The sequence below is a fragment of the Phenylobacterium sp. genome (assembly GCF_028290885.1).
Lineage (GTDB): Bacteria > Pseudomonadota > Alphaproteobacteria > Caulobacterales > Caulobacteraceae > Phenylobacterium.
Genome location: NZ_JAQGIZ010000210.1, coordinates 1 through 15,532 on the forward strand (window position 1 = coordinate 1; position 15,532 = coordinate 15,532).

A 15,532-nucleotide genomic window follows, 5' to 3' on the forward strand; every position below is an offset into this window, starting at 1 on the left:
GTGAGAGTCCGCCTCCGGCGCAGACCCGCCTTAGGTCCTCAGGAGCACCACCCAGAAGCCCGCAGAGGGCGCCGTGTGTAGGTATTTTTGCGATCCGGCCGCCGATCTACGATCGGCGCCCCGCCGACCTAGGGGGGCCGGGGGTCGGCAATATTTTACCCTTGGCTTCGACCAGTTGCGCCCTCCTCGGAGGAGGGGGTGCGGCAAAGGCGAAGCGGCTAGAACTTTAAGAGAGGAATCCACGCCGGCGTATATCGCTGCGCCGGCGTACGGCAAAGGTTGGCTCCCGGAGCAGGACTCGAACCTGCGACAAGTCGGTTAACAGCCGACTGCTCTACCAACTGAGCTATCCGTGATCAGGCCGTCGAGGGCCGGGGGTATACGTTGGCCGCCGCGGCGACGCAAGCCGGGGCCGGGAGCTCCAGAAAAAGAGCCCGGCGCGAGCGCCGGGCCCCTTCACCAAAGCAAAAAGAGCCCGGCGCGAGCGCCGGGCTGGAAGGAAGTCGGTGATGGTGGGGTGTCTTCATGGAAGACTCGTCGAGGGTGGACTCGTGTGGTTAAGGCGGGGTTAACAGCCTGCGGGCCGCGTAAGGACGTCGTAACGGGACGCTTCGTCGCGGCCCGATTGGACGCGGCGTCGCAATCGGCTAGTTGAGCGGCGGGGGTCCAACAAACCGAAAGGAAGCGCCGCCCATGCGCATCCACTTCACCGGCGTCGCGGGAGCAGGCATGAGCGCCGCGGCCCTGATGATGCGCGAAGCCGGCCATGAGGTTTCGGGCTCCGACGAGGACGTCTTCCCGCCGATGTCGACCTACGTCGAAGGCCTGGGCTTTCCTTTCCATCGCCGGTTCGACGCTGCCAACCTGCCGGACGGCCTCGACGTGCTGGTGCTGGGCGCCAGCGCCAAGCTGGGCGGCGAGGCCAATCCCGAGGTGGCCGAGGCGCGCCGGCGGGGGGCGACGATCACCACATTCCCCGAACTGGTGGGGCGGACGACCGACGGCCGCTCGAACACGGTGGTCGCGGGCTCCTTCGGCAAGTCCACCTGCACGGCGCTGATGGCGCATGTGCTGCGCGAGGCCGGCCACGACGCGGGCTGGATGGTCGGCGCGATCTCGCCGTCGCTGCCGGACACCGGCCACTGGGGGACCGCGCCCGAGGTGGTGCTGGAGGGCGACGAGTACATCGTCGCGCCCGCCGACCGGCGCTCGAAGTTCCTGCTCTATCATCCGCGCGACGTGCTCTTGACCTCGCTGGTCCACGACCACGTCAACGTCTTCCCGACCTTCGCCGATTACGAGGCGCCGTTCCGCGAGCTGCTGCGGCTGCTGCCGGCCGAGGGCCTGCTGGTGGCCCGCGAGAGCGCTGCGATCCGCGCCGTCGCCGGCGAGGCCGTCTGCCGCATCGTCTGGTACGACACCGAGCGCTGCGAAGGGTGGTGGGCCGACGACGTGGTCTATGGCGACACCACCCAGTTCACCCTGGTCAGCCCTGACGGGGGCGCGCTGGCGCTGACCACCGGCCTCCTTGGCGAGCACAACATCGAGAACATCGTGGGCGTGTCGGCCTACCTGCTGGAGCGCGGCCTGGTCTCCGAGCGGGCCCTGCAGGCCGCCGTCGCCAGCTTCGCCGGCATCCGCCGCCGGCTCGACCGCCTGACCACGCGCTCCGTCGTGCCGGTGATCGAAGGCTTCGGCTCCTCCTATGAAAAGGCCCGCTCGGCGATCGAGGCGCTGCTGCTGCACTATCCGCACCGGCCGCTGACGGTGGTCTTCGAGCCGCACACCTTCTCCTGGCGCAGCCGCGACGCGCTCGCCTGGTACGACACCGTGTTCGAGGGCGCGGCCCGCGTGCTGATCGTCCCGCCGCCCACCCACGGCGCCCAGACCCACCACCAATCGAGCTTCGAGGAGATCCTGGCTCGCACCGCCGCCACCGGCGTGCCGGTCGAGGGCGTCAGCACGGCCGACGAAGCCACCCGCGCGCTCAGCGCCCTGCACGGCGATGAAGTCGTCCTCCTGCTGTCCTCCGGCCCGCTGCTAGGCCTGCCCGACAGCCTGCCGCCCGTCTTCGACGCCCTCTACGCCGAAGCCGCAGCCGCCTAGCTGGCTTCCCCCGGTACGGGGGAAATGTCGCCAATGGCGAAGCCGGGCGACAATGGGGGAAGTGTCTTCCATCCTTCAACTTCCCCCATCGACCCGCGACGCAAGGGCGTCTTGGGCCACTTCCCCCGTACCGGGGGAAGGCTCTGCTCCGCCGAGACCGCGGCGGCTACCGCCTAGGGCCGCGCCGGGACCGGCTGGACGTAGTCTTCGCGCCCAACCCCCATGGCCTCGAATTCCCGCCGCTTCGGTCCCGCATAGCCGAACAGATACGCCGCCACCTTGCGGATCTGGATCTCTTCCGAGCCCTCGGTGATCCGGTAGCGGCGGTGGTGGCGGTAGATGTGCTCGAAGGGCTTGTGCCGCGAATAGCCCATGCCGCCATGCACCTGCATGGCCCGGTCGGCCGCCTCGCAGACCAGCCGGTTCGCCCAATAGTTACACATGGAGACCTTGTCGGAGATCGTCCGTTCGATCTCCTTGTGCTCCATCCGGTCCATCTGCCAGGCGGTCTTGCGGATCAGCAGGCGCAGCATCTCGCACTGGGTCTGCAGCTCCACCAGCGGCCACTGGATCGCCTGGTTCTCGGCCAGCGCCTTGCCGAAGGGCTTGCGCTGGCGGGCGTATTTCACGCTCTCGTCGACGCAGAACTGGGCCGCGCCCAGTGACGAGGCCGCCTGGCGGATGCGGTTCTGGTGGACGAAACTCTGGCCCAGTCCCAGGCCGCGGTCGATCTGGCCCCAATAGCTGTCCTCCGGAATCCACACGTCGGTGAAGCTCACCCGCGGATGATCGGTCGGCATGTTGAAGGTCCACATGTACTCCTCGATCTTCACGCCCGGCGCGTCGGCCGGGACGATGAAGCAGGTGATGCCCGTGGCGTCGCCGTCCTTGCCGGAGGTGCGGGCGAAGACCATCACGTGGGTCGCCACGTGCATGCCCGTCGTCCACATCTTTTCGCCGCGGATCAGCCAGCCGGGCTGACCGTCCTTGTCCTGCCGGACCGCCGTGGTCTCCATGAAGGTGGCGTCGGAGCCGTGGTTGGGTTCGGTCAGGCCAAAGCCGGTGCGCATCTTGCCGCCAAGCAGTTTCTCGGCGTCGCGCTCGTACTGGGCGTTGGTGGCGAACTCCTTGAACATCAGGATGAAGGGGTTGTTGCCGACGATCGAGTGCTCGGTCTGCAGGTCGTTGAAGAGGCCCAGGCCCTTGGCCGCGAGGTGTTCGCGGATCACCGCCATGGAGAGCTGGCTGCCGCCCTTGCCGCCCATCTCCGGCGGCCATGCGTAGCGCAGGTGCCCGGCGTCGTCGGCCAGCTTGCGCGCCTTGGCCAGCAGTTCTTCCCACTCCTTGCGCGGCAGGCCGTTGTTGTCCCAATCGGTGCGGGCGTTCTCTCGGCGATGGTCGAAGAAGCGCTCGTTGTCGTCCTGCGCCTGCAACGGCTTGATCTCGGCCTCGATGAAGGCGTCGAGCTCGGCCAGATAGTCGATGAGGTCTTTGGGCAGGTCGAAGTCCATGGTCGCTTCCTCTTACAAGCTCTTGGCGGCTTGACGTCGGGTCGGGATTTACAAGCGGGTCCGCGACCCGCCAGATCGCCAGCCTAGATCAAACCACCTATTCCGTCGGGTCATGACAGTCGATGTTCCTTCAGCGCTGGAAAAGCTGGCCGTCCGCCTGGGCGGCGGGGGCGCTGTGTTGGCCTCGGCCGAGCGGCTGTCCGGCGGGGCGAGCATGGAGACCTGGGCGTTCGCCCTGGTGAGTCCCGCTGGCCGCGAGGACTTGATCCTGCGGCGGCGCAGCGCGCCGTTCGATCCGGAGAACGCCCGCTCCATCAGCCTCGCCACCGAGGCGGCGCTGATCCGCGCCACGGGCGAAAGAGGCGCGCCGGTTCCGGCCGTGCGGCATATCTGCGAAGCGGCCGACGGCCTGGGCGAGGCCTACGTCATGGGCCGGGTCGAGGGCGAGACGCTGGGCCGCAAGATCGTCTCCGATCCGCGGTTCGACGCCGTGCGCGAAGGCCTCGCCCGCCGGTGCGGCGAGGTGCTGGCGCAGATCCACGCCACCCCGCCGCCGCCGGGCCTCGCCTTGAAGACCGTAGACGGCGTTGGCGAACTCGACCGCTACGAGGAGGTCTACCGGGCTGTGGGCGCCGGACGGCCGATCCTGGAGCTGGCGTTCCAATACCTGCGCAGGCACATCCCCAATCCTGTGGAGCCGGTGCTGCTGCACGGCGACTTCCGGAACGGCAATCTGATGTTCGATCCTCAGACCGGCCTGGTGGCGGTGCTGGACTGGGAGCTCTCCCATATCGGCGATCCGGCCGAGGACATGGGCTGGATCTGCACCAATTCCTGGCGCTTCGGGCGGCCCGACCGGCCGGTGGGCGGCTTCGGCGAATACGCGGACCTGCTGGCCGGCTACGCCGCGGCCGGTGGGCGGCCGGTCGAGCTTTCCCGCGTGCGGTTCTGGCAGATGCTGGGATCGCTGCGCTGGGGCGTCATGTGCCTGACCATGTACATGAGCTGGGCCAACGGAACGGAGCGTTCCGTCGAGCGGCCGATGATCGGCCGGCGCGTCTCCGAAACCGAAGCCGATCTGGTCATTCTTCTGGAGCAGGGCCTGTGATCACCCACCCCAGAACCGAGGAGCTTGTCGAGGCCGTCGCCGGCTGGATCGACGCAATCCGGCCCAGCCTCGACCCGCGCAACGCCTTCCTGGCCCGCGTCGCGGCCAACGCCCTGGCGACGGTGCGCCGTGAGCTGACGCAGGGGCCCGCCGCGGAGGCCGCCGCCGTTGCGCGGATGAGCGAGGTGCTCGGGCGCACCGGCGGCTACGACGAGCTCAACGGCGAACTTTGCGCCCGTATCCGCACCGGCGAGCTGACGGTGGAGACGCCGGGGCTGCTGGCGGCGCTCAGGGTCATGGCGCTCGACCAGCTCGCCATCGACCAGCCGAACTATCGGCATGAAGGAAGCTAGGCCGCTTCCAGCACGCGGATGATCTGGCTCTCGTCCTCGTTCCAGAGGATGGCGACGTTGGCGGCGCGGGAGGCGAGCTTGCCGAGGTAGGCCTTCACCTCGGGGGCCTTCAGGCGCTTGGGGCTGAGGCGCAGCAGGGTGCGGCCCGAGCCCTGGTCCTGGGCCTCGTCGTGGAAGCGCAGGACGGCGTCGACCACCGAGCCGGGGAGGGCGGGGCGCTCGAGCGCCGGTGTCTCGGCCGGGCGGCGGACGGCGAAGCGGCGGCGGGAAAACTGGGAAGCCATGATGCGAAACTCCGTTTGCGGGTTGCGATGGCTTCGGTTCTGATCCCTGGGTGCGCCAGAATCGGACGTAGCGAAAAATGCGACATGAAAAGGCCGGGCGGCTGCTGGAGCTGGCGCGGATGCTGGCCGGCACGTCGGAGGGCCTAACCCTCGACGAGATGGCCGAGCGGCTGGGCGTCGGCCGCCGCACCGCCGAGCGGATGCGCGACGCCGTGCGCGACGTCTTCCCGCAGCTGGAGGAGGTCGACGATCCGCCCACGCGGCGCTTCCGCATCCCGGCCGGGCTGGACGGGCTCTTCCAGGCGCCGACGGCGGAGGAGCTCGCGGCCCTGGCCGCGGCCGCCGAGGTGTTCGCCCAGCAGGGGGCCGGCGCGCGGGCCGGCGCCCTGAAGTCGCTGGAGCAGAAGGTGCTCTACGCCACCCGGGCGGCGGAGCGAAGCAAGCTCGACCCCGACATGGAGGCCCTGCTGCAGGCCGAAACCATCGCCGTGCAGGCCGGGCCCAGGCACTTCGAGTACGAGGCGGTGCTGTCCGCGGTGCGCGCCGCGCTGCTCTCGATGCACGCGCTCCGGTTCCGCTACGAGGGCGGGGCGACGCCGGGGCGGGTGCGGGAGGTGACGCCCTATGGCGTGCTTTTCGGCCGCGCCAACTACCTGGTGGCGGCGGAAGGCGAGGGCGGCCCGCGCAACTGGCGGCTCGACCGCCTGCACGAGGTGGCGGTGAGCGAGCGTCCCGCCAGCCGACCGGAGGGCTTCTCCCTGCAGGACTACGCCGACGAAAGCTTCGGCATCTACCAGGATGACACCGAGGATGTGGTGTTGCGCATCCTGCCGGCTTCCGCCGAGGGCGCCCTGCGCTGGCGCTTCCACGCCAACCAGCAGCTGGAGCCGCAGGCGGACGGCTCCGTGGTCGTGCGCTTCCGGGCCAGCGGCATGCGCGAGCTGGCCTGGCACCTGTTCACCTGGGGCGACCAGGTCCAGGTGGTCGGTCCCGCCCGGCTCAAACATCTCCTGGTCGAGCAGATCGAAATCGCGCGCCGCGCGCATGCGTCCGGGACTGTCGTAGCGGGCGCCTAAGCCCTCCTCATTGCATCGAGGAGATCGCCATGAGCGTCATCGCCGACTACGCCAACCTCTACGAGACCGAAATCCGCCCCCGCCGCCGCGGCGTGCGTTACCTGGGCGTACTGGCCGTCTGGCTGATCCTGTTCCTGGCGCGGCCCGGGCTCGCCCTTTCCATCTGGCGCGAAAGGGCCTGAATACAGCGCGCTAGCCGGTCCAAGACGGTCCTGCTGGCCCAGATAAATCCCCCAGCTCTACCCATACGGGAAATCCCCTAGGTAGTCATCTCAGGGTGAAGCTCGCGAATCAGCATGGTTAAAGACGTTAACCATAAGTCAACGCCGAGTTCGCACCCAGATGCCCACCCGTCGCCAACCCCTGCAAGACGCTGCGAGCCATCGCTGCGGCAAGGTCTTGCTGATCGATGACGACCCGGCCTTGCTCTGGCTGATGGGGCAGGCCTTTGCGGCCGCCGGCTATACAACGATCTCCGCGGAAAACGGCCGCCAGGGCCTGCGCCTGTTGGACGCCCACAAGCCCGATCTGGTGGTCACCGACATCGTCATGCCCGAGATGGAGGGCATCGGCGCGATCCTGCAGATCAGGCGCAAGCCCTCGCCCCCGAAGATCATCGCCATCTCCGGCGCCGGGACCGGCGGCCGACGCAACTACCTGAGCTGGGCGAAGCACCTGGGGGCCGACGCGGTTCTCGCAAAGCCCTTTCGCATGTCGCAGATCGTGGCGCTTTCAAACCGCCTGATCGAGAACAATTCCAACCACTTAGAGGTACGGGGAAGCTAGCTATGCATATTCTGTTGGTGGAAGACAATCCAGTGGCGGCCAAGAGCATCGAGCTGAAGCTCACGGCCGAAGGGCACAACGTCTTTGCGACCGAGCTCGGGGAGGACGCGATCGAGCTGGCGGACCTCTACGACTACGACGTCGTGCTGCTCGACCTCGAGCTGGCGGACATGACCGGGCTGGAGGTGCTGCGCGCCATCCGGCTCAACAAGGTCAGGACGCCGGTGATCGTGGTGACCGCGACCGGCGACGTCGACACCAAGGTGAAGGCCCTGTCGGCCGGCGCCGACGACTTCATCACCAAGCCCTTCCACAAGGCCGAAATGGCCGCGCGGATCAACGCGGTGGTGCGGCGCTCGCGCGGCCACTCGCAATCGATCATCCGCACCGGCGCCATCGCGCTCAACATCGACACCCGCAGCGCCGAGGTCTCCGGCGTGCCGGTCCACCTGACGCCCAGCGAATACAAGGTGCTGGAGCTGCTCTCGCTGCGGAAGAACACCGTGCTGACCAAGGAGATGTGCCTCAACCATCTCTACAACGGCCTGAACGAGCCGGAGGTGAAGATCATCGACGTGTTCGTCTGCAAGCTGCGCAAGAAGCTCGCCCACGCGACCCAGGGGGCCAGCGCGATCGAGACGGTCTGGGGCGGCGGCTACATGCTGCGCGACGCGCCGGCCCAGGCCCAGATCCCGGCCGAGGAGCAGGCGCTGGCGGCCTGATCCGCCAACTCCTCAGCCAGCGCCAAGGGGGACCGGACGCCAAACGGCGTCCGGTCCTTTTTCGCGTTTGAGGGGCTGCCCTCCATCTTCGCGGGGATGAGCGGAATATTGGGGGGTCTCAGGCCGCCTGGGCGGTTTCGGCGGCCTGGACGAGGGGCACGAAGAGCGTCGCAGTCGTGCCCTCGCCCTCGCGCGCCTGGAGCACCAGCGCGCCGCCGGCGGCCGTGGCGAAATCGAGGACCGAGCTCAGGCCAAGTCCCGTGCCGGTGGGCCGGGTGGTGAACAGGGGATCGGTCGCCCTGGCGAGGGTCTCGGCGGACATGCCCTTGCCGGTGTCGTGAACGGTGAAGGCGACGTAGCCGCCGGGCGTGAGGCCGAGACTCCGGGCTTCGGCGGCCGCAAGCCGCGTGGCTCGCGCCTGCACGGACACGCCGCCGCCGTCCGAGGTCGCCTGACCGGCGTTCAGGCAAAGGTTGAGGAGCGCCATCTCGAGTCCGGTGCGGTCGCCGGCGCAATGCAGCGGCGCGGCGGGCGTCCAGACGCTCAAGCGCACGCCGGGCGCGATCGCCTGGCGCGCCAGCCGGCGCAGGGTCTGCAGGACGTCGGCGCAATCGATCGGGTCGAGCTCCGGCGCCTCGTCCTGCGCGAGCGTCAGCAGGCGGCGCAGCAAGGCGGCGCCGCGCTCGGCGGCCTCGAGGCCGATCAGCGCAAGCTTCTGCCGGTCGCCGCCTTCGCCGAGCTCTTCGGCGAGCCGCTCATTGGCCCCGACGATGACGCCGAACAGGTTGTTGAGGTCGTGGACGATCGCGCCGGACATGCGGTGCAGCGCCGCCAGGCGCTCAGCGTCCAATCCGCGGACCGCCGGGGGGAGCGTCACCTGGGACGGGGATGTCGCGCCACTGGTCATTTCGAGGGCGAATCAAGCACACGCATGCCGAGAATGCACTTCAGAGCCACTACCTAGGGGCATCTACCTAGCCATTAGGCCGCACCGCTTGAAAGCGTCATGCGGATCAGATCTGAAAGGTTGTCGGCCCGCATCTTCGACATGACGTTGGCGCGATAGATCTCCACCGTCCGTGGGCTGATGCTGAGGTTGGAGGCGATCACCTTGTTGCTGGCGCCCTGCATGACGAGATCCAGGACCTGTCGCTCGCGCGCCGTCAGGCTCTCGATCCGGCGTCGCACGCGGTCGCGCTTGGCGCTGGCGTCGACGGCGTCGTCGTTCTCTTCCAGGCAGGCGCGCACCAGGCGCAGGATCAGCTCGCTCTCGAACGGCTTCTGAATGAACTCCGCGGCGCCGGACTTCATCGCCTGGACGGCCACCGTCACATCGGCATGGCCGGTGATGACGATCACCGGCAGCAGGCAGTGCATGGACTTCAGCGCCCGGATCAACTGGACGCCGTCCATGCCGGGCATACGCACGTCGCTGATGATGCAGCCGCGGGCCTCGGGCGTCAGGGCGTCCAGGAACGTGTCGGCGGAGGAAAACCCGCGTGGGTTGAGCCCATCCGAGCGGAGCAACATGACGAGCGAGTCCAATGCGGCCTCGTCGTCATCGACGACGAACACGGTCCGATCGGACGCTTGCGTCATCACCATTCACACCCGTCCGCGCCAGTACGAAACTAAAGGCGGCGCCTCCCAACGGGCTGGGTTCGACCCAGATTCGCCCGCCGTGGTTTTCCACTATAGCGCGACAAATCGAAAGGCCTAGCCCCATTCCCGTGGCCTTCGTACTGGCTAGCGGTTGGAAGACCCGACCCATGACGGATGGATCGACTCCTGGACCGCTATCCTCGACTGTCATAAGAAGTTTACCATCTGCATCGGGTCGCGACGAAATACGGATTTCTCTATCTGGGAACTTGGCGACTGCATCGATGGCGTTGCGGACCAAGTTAACCATAAGCTGCTGAATCTGGATACGGTCTGCCAGCACTGTATCCGAGCCATTGTAGAGCTTGTAAAAAATTCTTGCGCCAGCATCGCGGACCATTAAATTAATAATGAATTCGATCTCTGCCACGATCGCGGAGAGGCTTTCCGGCTTCTGTTCGGTGCCGCCGCGGGTGGCCAGATCGCGCATCGTGCGAATGATTTCGCCGGCCCGCACGGCCTGGTCGCCGGCCCGCGAAACGGCGTCGAGGAGGTCGTCCTCGTCGATCTCCAGGTTGGCGATCAGGGTCCTTGCGGCCCGCAGATAGTTGGCGACTGCGGACAACGGCTGGTTGAGTTCATGCGCCAGCACCGAAGCCATCTCGCCCATGGAGTTCAGGCTCCAGATCTGGGTCAGTTGGGCATGCAGTTCGTCGGAGCGCCGCTCGGCTTCCCGCATCGTGCTGAGGTCGCGCGCCACGCCGGTGAAGTACCGCCGGGCGCCGATCCGGACCTCGGCGATGCGCAGCTCCACCGGGAACTCGCCACCGTCCTTGCGCCGCCCGGTGACCTGGCGCGAACTGCCGATCACCCGCCGCTCGCCGGTCTCCACATAGCGCCGGACCTGGCCGTCGTGCGCCTCGGCGCTCGCCTGCGGCATCAAGAGTTTGACGTTGCGGCCGCGGATGTCCTTCGCCGCCCAGCCGAACAGCAGCTCGGCGGCGTGGCTGAAGCTGACGATATCGCCCATCTCGTCGATCACCACGCTGGCTTCGGCGACCGCGTCGAGGCTGGCCCGCAGGATGGCCTCGCGCTCGTCCTGGGCCGCCAGCCGGCGCCGCAGATCTCCGACCGCCTGCCGCAGCCGGCCGCCCGCATAGGCCACGGCTGCGCCGAACAGCAGGAAGAGGGCGACCCGTCCGATCCGCTCCGGCTCGGGCAGCCCGGCGTAGGCGTCGGCGACGAAGGCGCCCGCGGCCAGGATCAGGGTGACGCTAAGGCCGGAGGCGCGGCCGCCCAGCGCGGAACAGACCAGCAGCGCCGGCAGGCAGAACAGATAGACCGAATGATCGAACAGCCGGCCCGCAAGCAGGTGGAGGGCCAGTGTGGTCACCGCGGTCAGCAGCGCGAGGAACTGGCCGGCGAAGAAGCCGCGTAGGGAATTACCGCCGTCCGTCGGGCTGAGATCGAAGGCGGACCAGACCTTATGCATGAATGTCGGTTCGCGCAGACTTGCGAGCATCAGCTATTCTGCGCGCTTCCGCAGTCAGATCAATTCCGTACGAACACCTAGCGGTGTGGCGCCGCGCGATTCGCCCGTGACGGGAATGCGATGGGGTCTTGAGGTTCGCGCCGTCATCGCCTCTTCTCGGATCAGCAGTCAGGGGAGTTCGACGGATCATGATCGTGCGCGCCACGGCCGCCCTTTTGGTGGGAGCATTCCTCATGGGCGCAGCCGCGACCGCCGATCCCTACGCCTACATGGAGGAGGCCGACGGCGCGCAGGCGCTGGCGTTCGCCAGGGCCGAGAACGCGCGCTCGCTGCCGCAGCTGCAGAACGACCCGCGCTACGCCGGCCTCTATGCCGACGCCCTGAAGATCGCCACGGCCAAGGACCGCATCCCCGCGGTCGGCATCGCCGGCGACGGAACCCTGCGCGACTTCTGGCAGGACGCCGACCACGTGCGCGGGATCTGGCGGACGACCACGCTCGCCAGCTACCGCACCGCCGCGCCTGAGTGGAAGACGATCCTCGACATCGACGCCCTGGCCAAGGCCGAGGGCGCCAACTGGGTGTTCAAGGGCGCCCAGTGCCTGAAGCCCACCGAGCGGCTGTGCCTGATCTCGCTGTCCAATGGCGGCAAGGACGCCGTGGAGGTGCGCGAGTTCGACACCGCCACGGCCCGGTTCGTCGACGCAGGCTTCCACCTGCCCGAGGGCAAGCACCGCTTCGAATGGATCGACCGCGACACCCTGGTCGTCGCCACGGACTGGACGACGGGCGAGGTGACCACCTCCGGCTATCCCTACATCGCCAAGCTCGTGAAGCGCGGCCAGCCGCTGTCGGCGGCCCACGAGGTCTATCGCGGGACGGCGGCTGACGGCGGCTACGGCGTCCAGCCGATCACGCTCACCGATCCCGACGGCAAGGTGCAGGCGCTGGTGATCCAGCGCCCGCTCGACACCTTCAACTCCGAATACCACCTGGTCACCGACAAGGGCCCGGTGCAGCTCGACCTGCCGAAACGGTCGTCGATCCAGGCCTATGTCGACGGCCAGATGGTGGTGACGCTGGAGGAGGACTGGCCGGCCAGGGGCTTCCGGCAGGGCGATCTCCTGGCCTTCGACCTGAACGCCGTGAAAGCCGCGCCCGCGAAACTGGCCGGGACGCTGATCCTGCGGCCCAGCCCGAGCCAGGCTATCGACGAGGTGGGGAACACCCGCACCCGGCTGGGCGTGGTGCTCTACGACAACGTCAAGGCCAGGCTGCTCAGCTTCCGGCACGGGCCGACGGGCTGGACCTCGCAGGCGGTCGACCTGCCGAAGGACTCCACCATCGGGGTGGCCTCGACCTCCGAGGCGGACGACACCCTGATCGCCAACGTGACCAGCTTCCTGACCCCGTCGAGCCAATGGATCGCCGACGGCGCCACCGGCAAGGCGCAGATGCTGAAGACCCTGCCGGCGCGCTTCGACGCCTCCAGGGACGCCGTCGAGCAGTTCTGGGCGACGTCGAAGGACGGCACGAAGATCCCCTACTGGGTGGTGCGGCCGAAGGACCTGAAGCTCGACGGCGCCGCGCCGACCCTGCTCACGGCCTACGGCGGCTTCCAGGTCAGCGAGACGCCCACCTACGCCTCGACGGTCGGCAAGCTGTGGCTGGAGAAGGGCGGGGTCTATGTGCTGGCCAACATCCGCGGCGGCGGCGAGTTCGGGCCGCTCTGGCACAACGCCGGCCTCAAACTCACCCGCATGCGGGTCTCCGAGGACTTCTTCGCCGTCAGCCAGGACCTGATCGCGCGCAAGATCACCTCACCGAAGAAGCTCGGCATCATGGGCGGCTCTAATGGGGGTTTGCTGATGGGCGTGGCGCTCACCCAGCACCCGGAGCTCTACAACGCCATCGTCATCCAGGTGCCGCTGTTCGACATGATCGGCTACACCCACATCGGCGCCGGCGCCTCATGGGTTGGCGAGTACGGCGACCCCGCGGTCCCCGCCGAGCGGGCGGTCATCGACACCTATTCGCCCTACCAGCTGCTGGCCGCCGGCAAGCCCTATCCGCGGGTGTTCCTGGAAACCTCGACCAAGGACGACCGGGTCCACCCGGCGCACGCCCGCAAGGCCGCGGCCCGGCTGAAGGAGCTCGGCTACGACTACCTCTATTATGAGAATATCGACGGCGGCCACGCCGCCGCGGCCAACCTCAACGAGCGGGCCATGCGGGTGGCGCTGGAATACACCTACCTGACGCAGAGGTTGATGAACTGAGGGCGGGGAGGGCTGGATATCTTCTCAGCGCCCGTAGGGGAATGCGGGCCTTTCTAGGCTGCCGGATGGCAAAGGAACCCACCTATTCTCCATGATAGGAGCCAGCTTTTCGGGGTATGCGCATGCGCTACGGCTGACCGCCGGAGTCTTCTTCAGTCTCCGGGAGGTCCCAATCGGCCCAATTCCAGGGCAAGATCGTCTGAAAGAATGTTTTCTGGTAGAGGAGCGACTCAGCGAACGCGCCGCTGTATCCAAGGGACTTCGCTGTCTCCTCTCGCTCGCGGCGCTCGAAGATGATCAGTCTTGGATCAAACCTAACCTCGTCGATGAAATCGTTGGGCTCTATGTTGATCGTAAGGGGTTCTCGGAGTTGGCGCCTGTCGTTGCAAATGAAGATCACCCTGACTTCATCTTCGTGCGAAAACGCCTTTCGCTTTAGCAGTAACGATTGCGCTCGGTTGTCTCCACGAGCGATCTCGTAGGGTCCGACACGCGCGAGAACATTACCGATCTTTTGTGATGCTTCGTCGTGTGAAAGGTATTCGACGCGACCAAGATAGAGCTGTCCCCAGTCGACGCTTTCTGCCCACGGGAGCAGCGCATGAATGAGCTTCCTGGGCGTCGTACGCACCTGAACGCCCTCATAGCGTGGCTCAGTATTTCGGTTGTGGAGCTTATCGATCGACACGCGCGAATAGGCGCGAAGAAGAGAGTCGGATTCGCTTTCAAATGACCAACACTGTGCAAAAGCTGTGTTCAAATACTCCACCAAGCTCTTTTGGCGGTGGTTTGGGCCCTGCATCATGATGCTCGATGGGATGTCTTCGAGCGGGTCTTCCCAGAACGAGGGTGGGACCAACACTAGCCGCCCCACGCGAAGCATGTCTTCGAAGGACCAAAGTGGAAAGATGCGATAGAGTGGGCGATCCAAATCCGGGTCCAATCGGATTGCCCGAACGAACTGCCTTTGTTCTGCTGTGTTGGTGTCGGAATCGTCCATGGCGAGATTCGCGCTCGCTTCGCCAACGGCGGCAAGTCCCCGGCCGCTAGGTTGCTGCGAAGGACCGTCACTCACCGAGCGCGATCCCGCTCTTCCCCAGCCGACCGATCTCCCCGATGGCCGCGCTCAGCCGCTCATCGGTGACGCCATACCAAAAGAGCGGCGTCGCGATGACGACTGCGCAGATGAGACGCTCCTCGTCCTGTGAGAGTGCGTATCGGCGCCCCTCGTGGAAGAGCTGGCGACGAGCTTCCTTGATCTCCTTCAACATCCGAACCGCTCCGTCGGCCTGGACCATCCGCTTTACCAACGCGTCTACCTTGCCGAACCCGCCCGCGGATACCTCCAGAGCGATCCACAAGTGGCTAAAGCGAACCGTGGCATCCATTTCCGCTGCGGCGCGGCCGACGAAGCTCAATGCCGTGGCGAAGCGACGTTGGCGCTCCGGATGAGCATGGGTCGCCGCCTTTCGGCTGAGTGTCGCGATCGTATCGGGCAGGCAGAACGCAAAGGCCTCCGGCGGCGCAAAGTTCTCGAAGATCCCCGCGCTCTGCGTCATGAAGTCGAGCTTGTCGATCCGGGGTGAGGTCCGAAGAACCAGCTGCTGAGCCGCTGAATGACCCGCAAGCGCCGTCAGGACACCGCGCGCGACGTTCAAAGCGTGGTTTGCTTCGCCGTCAGCGGTACCTCCTTCTTCAGTTAGGCGCACCGGAGTAACGAAGACGACATAGTCGCCCACCGGAATGACGCCTTTGTTGAGGCGCAGATCGAGGGTGCGACTCCCCTCCGAGTAGATTGAATAGGTGACTGAGGAGGTGACCGGCTGTTCCTGTTCGAAACGCATGAAATGCCACACCAGAGGATGGGGGCAAATGGAGGCGGCGAGACCGCGTGCGCTGTCCACGAGTTCCTGGCCGGGAGAGCCGCGAGCCAGGGCGGAAGAGTAGAAATCCATGATGATGCCGCCATGGCGTGTCGGATCGATCCATTCGACCGGCACGAGGTCCGACAGCTTTGTGATCTGTTTCTTCTCTCTCGGCGGAGCTGCGTCGCTCATCAATTAGCTCTGAATTCTCGGCGCAACTGCAGGCCGGAAACTGACAAGACACTGACGAGCAAAAAACACTGGCGCGTGAGTTTCAGTATCCCACTGAAGAGGTTGGAGGCCTGACCGAGAATCGAACTCGGGTGCACGGATTTGCAGTCCGCTGCG

15 protein-coding genes and 1 tRNA gene are annotated in these 15,532 nt (G+C 66.7%); 8 read left to right on the top strand and 8 right to left on the bottom strand.

Annotated elements, in window-relative coordinates:
* Window positions 1-280 precede the first annotated feature (280 nt).
* A tRNA-Asn gene (locus JWP28_RS14260) sits at window positions 281-356 on the bottom strand.
* A 337-nt stretch (window positions 357-693) separates the two neighbouring features.
* Here JWP28_RS14260 and JWP28_RS14265 point away from each other — a divergent pair.
* Window positions 694-2,106: a Mur ligase family protein gene (locus JWP28_RS14265; RefSeq protein ID WP_299543884.1), complete on the top strand. Its 1,413-nt coding sequence runs from the start codon at window positions 694-696 to the stop codon at window positions 2,104-2,106.
* A 173-nt stretch (window positions 2,107-2,279) separates the two neighbouring features.
* Here the strand turns inward: JWP28_RS14265 and JWP28_RS14270 are convergent, their stop codons facing one another.
* Window positions 2,280-3,617: an acyl-CoA dehydrogenase family protein gene (locus JWP28_RS14270; protein ID WP_299543886.1), complete on the bottom strand. Its 1,338-nt coding sequence runs from the start codon at window positions 3,615-3,617 to the stop codon at window positions 2,280-2,282.
* A 112-nt stretch (window positions 3,618-3,729) separates the two neighbouring features.
* Here JWP28_RS14270 and JWP28_RS14275 point away from each other — a divergent pair, with 112 nt between their 5' ends.
* Together JWP28_RS14275 and JWP28_RS14280 are read left to right on the top strand one after the other, a co-directional pair.
* Window positions 3,730-4,725: a phosphotransferase family protein gene (locus JWP28_RS14275; protein WP_299543888.1), complete on the top strand. Its 996-nt coding sequence runs from the start codon at window positions 3,730-3,732 to the stop codon at window positions 4,723-4,725.
* The gene (locus JWP28_RS14280) at window positions 4,722-5,078 is read left to right on the top strand and encodes a DUF6285 domain-containing protein (protein WP_299543890.1); all 357 of its coding nucleotides are present in this window, start codon (window positions 4,722-4,724) and stop codon (window positions 5,076-5,078) included. Before JWP28_RS14275 ends, JWP28_RS14280 begins: the two co-directional genes overlap by 4 nt.
* Here the strand turns inward: JWP28_RS14280 and JWP28_RS14285 are convergent.
* Entirely contained in the window at window positions 5,075-5,362 is a 288-nt protein-coding gene (locus tag JWP28_RS14285) for a hypothetical protein (protein WP_299543892.1), read from the bottom strand. The two genes, JWP28_RS14280 and JWP28_RS14285, sit on opposite strands and share 4 nt — an antisense overlap.
* A 77-nt stretch (window positions 5,363-5,439) precedes the next feature.
* Between JWP28_RS14285 and JWP28_RS14290 the strand changes: the two genes are divergently transcribed.
* The 4 genes from JWP28_RS14290 (at window position 5,440) to JWP28_RS14305 (ending at window position 7,946) form a co-directional block, all read left to right on the top strand.
* Complete coding sequence (locus tag JWP28_RS14290) at window positions 5,440-6,438, top strand: WYL domain-containing protein (RefSeq protein ID WP_299543894.1); 999 nt, start codon at window positions 5,440-5,442, stop codon at window positions 6,436-6,438.
* A gap of 29 nt (window positions 6,439-6,467) precedes the next feature.
* Entirely contained in the window at window positions 6,468-6,620 is a 153-nt protein-coding gene (locus tag JWP28_RS14295; protein ID WP_299543896.1) for a hypothetical protein, read from the top strand.
* A gap of 217 nt (window positions 6,621-6,837) precedes the next feature.
* Window positions 6,838-7,224, top strand: coding sequence for a response regulator (locus JWP28_RS14300; protein ID WP_299543898.1), 387 nt, complete (start codon window positions 6,838-6,840; stop codon window positions 7,222-7,224).
* 2 nt (window positions 7,225-7,226) lie between these two features.
* A complete protein-coding gene (locus tag JWP28_RS14305; protein ID WP_299543901.1) occupies window positions 7,227-7,946 on the top strand; it encodes a response regulator transcription factor in 720 nt (239 codons plus the stop codon).
* A gap of 118 nt (window positions 7,947-8,064) precedes the next feature.
* Here the strand turns inward: JWP28_RS14305 and JWP28_RS14310 are convergent, their stop codons facing one another.
* The 3 genes from JWP28_RS14310 to JWP28_RS14320 form a co-directional block, all read right to left on the bottom strand.
* Complete coding sequence (locus JWP28_RS14310) at window positions 8,065-8,796, bottom strand: ATP-binding protein (protein WP_299543902.1); 732 nt, start codon at window positions 8,794-8,796, stop codon at window positions 8,065-8,067.
* A 131-nt stretch (window positions 8,797-8,927) separates the two neighbouring features.
* Window positions 8,928-9,551, bottom strand: coding sequence for a response regulator FixJ (fixJ, locus tag JWP28_RS14315; RefSeq protein WP_366143819.1), 624 nt, complete (start codon window positions 9,549-9,551; stop codon window positions 8,928-8,930).
* On the bottom strand, window positions 9,505-11,070 hold the full coding sequence (locus JWP28_RS14320; RefSeq protein WP_299543903.1) for a PAS domain S-box protein: 1,566 nt from the start codon (window positions 11,068-11,070) through the stop codon (window positions 9,505-9,507). Before JWP28_RS14320 ends, fixJ begins: the two co-directional genes overlap by 47 nt.
* A 203-nt stretch (window positions 11,071-11,273) precedes the next feature.
* Between JWP28_RS14320 and JWP28_RS14325 the strand changes: the two genes are divergently transcribed.
* Window positions 11,274-13,319 carry a prolyl oligopeptidase family serine peptidase gene (locus tag JWP28_RS14325; protein WP_299543904.1) on the top strand — a complete coding sequence of 682 codons (2,046 nt, stop codon included), beginning with the start codon at window positions 11,274-11,276 and terminating at the stop codon, window positions 13,317-13,319.
* 127 nt (window positions 13,320-13,446) lie between these two features.
* On the opposite strand, the gene JWP28_RS14330 is transcribed toward JWP28_RS14325, so the two are convergent.
* Window positions 13,447-14,319 (bottom strand): hypothetical protein, encoded by an 873-nt coding sequence (locus JWP28_RS14330; protein ID WP_299543905.1) that lies wholly within the window; start codon window positions 14,317-14,319, stop codon window positions 13,447-13,449.
* Between the two features lie 67 nt (window positions 14,320-14,386).
* A complete protein-coding gene (locus JWP28_RS14335) occupies window positions 14,387-15,376 on the bottom strand; it encodes a hypothetical protein (protein ID WP_299543906.1) in 990 nt (329 codons plus the stop codon).
* Window positions 15,377-15,532 lie beyond the last annotated feature (156 nt).

Excerpts from the sequence above, each read along its gene's own strand:
- JWP28_RS14265 (WP_299543884.1), top strand. The coding sequence starts at position 694 with ATGCGCATCCACTTCACCGGCGTCGCGGGAGCAGGCATGAGCGCCGCG.
- JWP28_RS14270 (WP_299543886.1), bottom strand. The coding sequence starts at position 3,617 with ATGGACTTCGACCTGCCCAAAGACCTCATCGACTATCTGGCCGAGCTC.
- JWP28_RS14275 (WP_299543888.1), top strand. The coding sequence starts at position 3,730 with ATGACAGTCGATGTTCCTTCAGCGCTGGAAAAGCTGGCCGTCCGCCTG.
- JWP28_RS14285 (WP_299543892.1), bottom strand. The coding sequence starts at position 5,362 with ATGGCTTCCCAGTTTTCCCGCCGCCGCTTCGCCGTCCGCCGCCCGGCC.
- JWP28_RS14290 (WP_299543894.1), top strand. The coding sequence starts at position 5,440 with ATGCGACATGAAAAGGCCGGGCGGCTGCTGGAGCTGGCGCGGATGCTG.
- JWP28_RS14295 (WP_299543896.1), top strand. The coding sequence starts at position 6,468 with ATGAGCGTCATCGCCGACTACGCCAACCTCTACGAGACCGAAATCCGC.
- JWP28_RS14305 (WP_299543901.1), top strand. The coding sequence starts at position 7,227 with ATGCATATTCTGTTGGTGGAAGACAATCCAGTGGCGGCCAAGAGCATC.
- fixJ (WP_366143819.1), bottom strand. The coding sequence starts at position 9,551 with ATGGTGATGACGCAAGCGTCCGATCGGACCGTGTTCGTCGTCGATGAC.
- JWP28_RS14320 (WP_299543903.1), bottom strand. The coding sequence starts at position 11,070 with ATGCTCGCAAGTCTGCGCGAACCGACATTCATGCATAAGGTCTGGTCC.
- JWP28_RS14325 (WP_299543904.1), top strand. The coding sequence starts at position 11,274 with ATGGGCGCAGCCGCGACCGCCGATCCCTACGCCTACATGGAGGAGGCC.
- JWP28_RS14330 (WP_299543905.1), bottom strand. The coding sequence starts at position 14,319 with ATGGACGATTCCGACACCAACACAGCAGAACAAAGGCAGTTCGTTCGG.
- JWP28_RS14335 (WP_299543906.1), bottom strand. The coding sequence starts at position 15,376 with ATGAGCGACGCAGCTCCGCCGAGAGAGAAGAAACAGATCACAAAGCTG.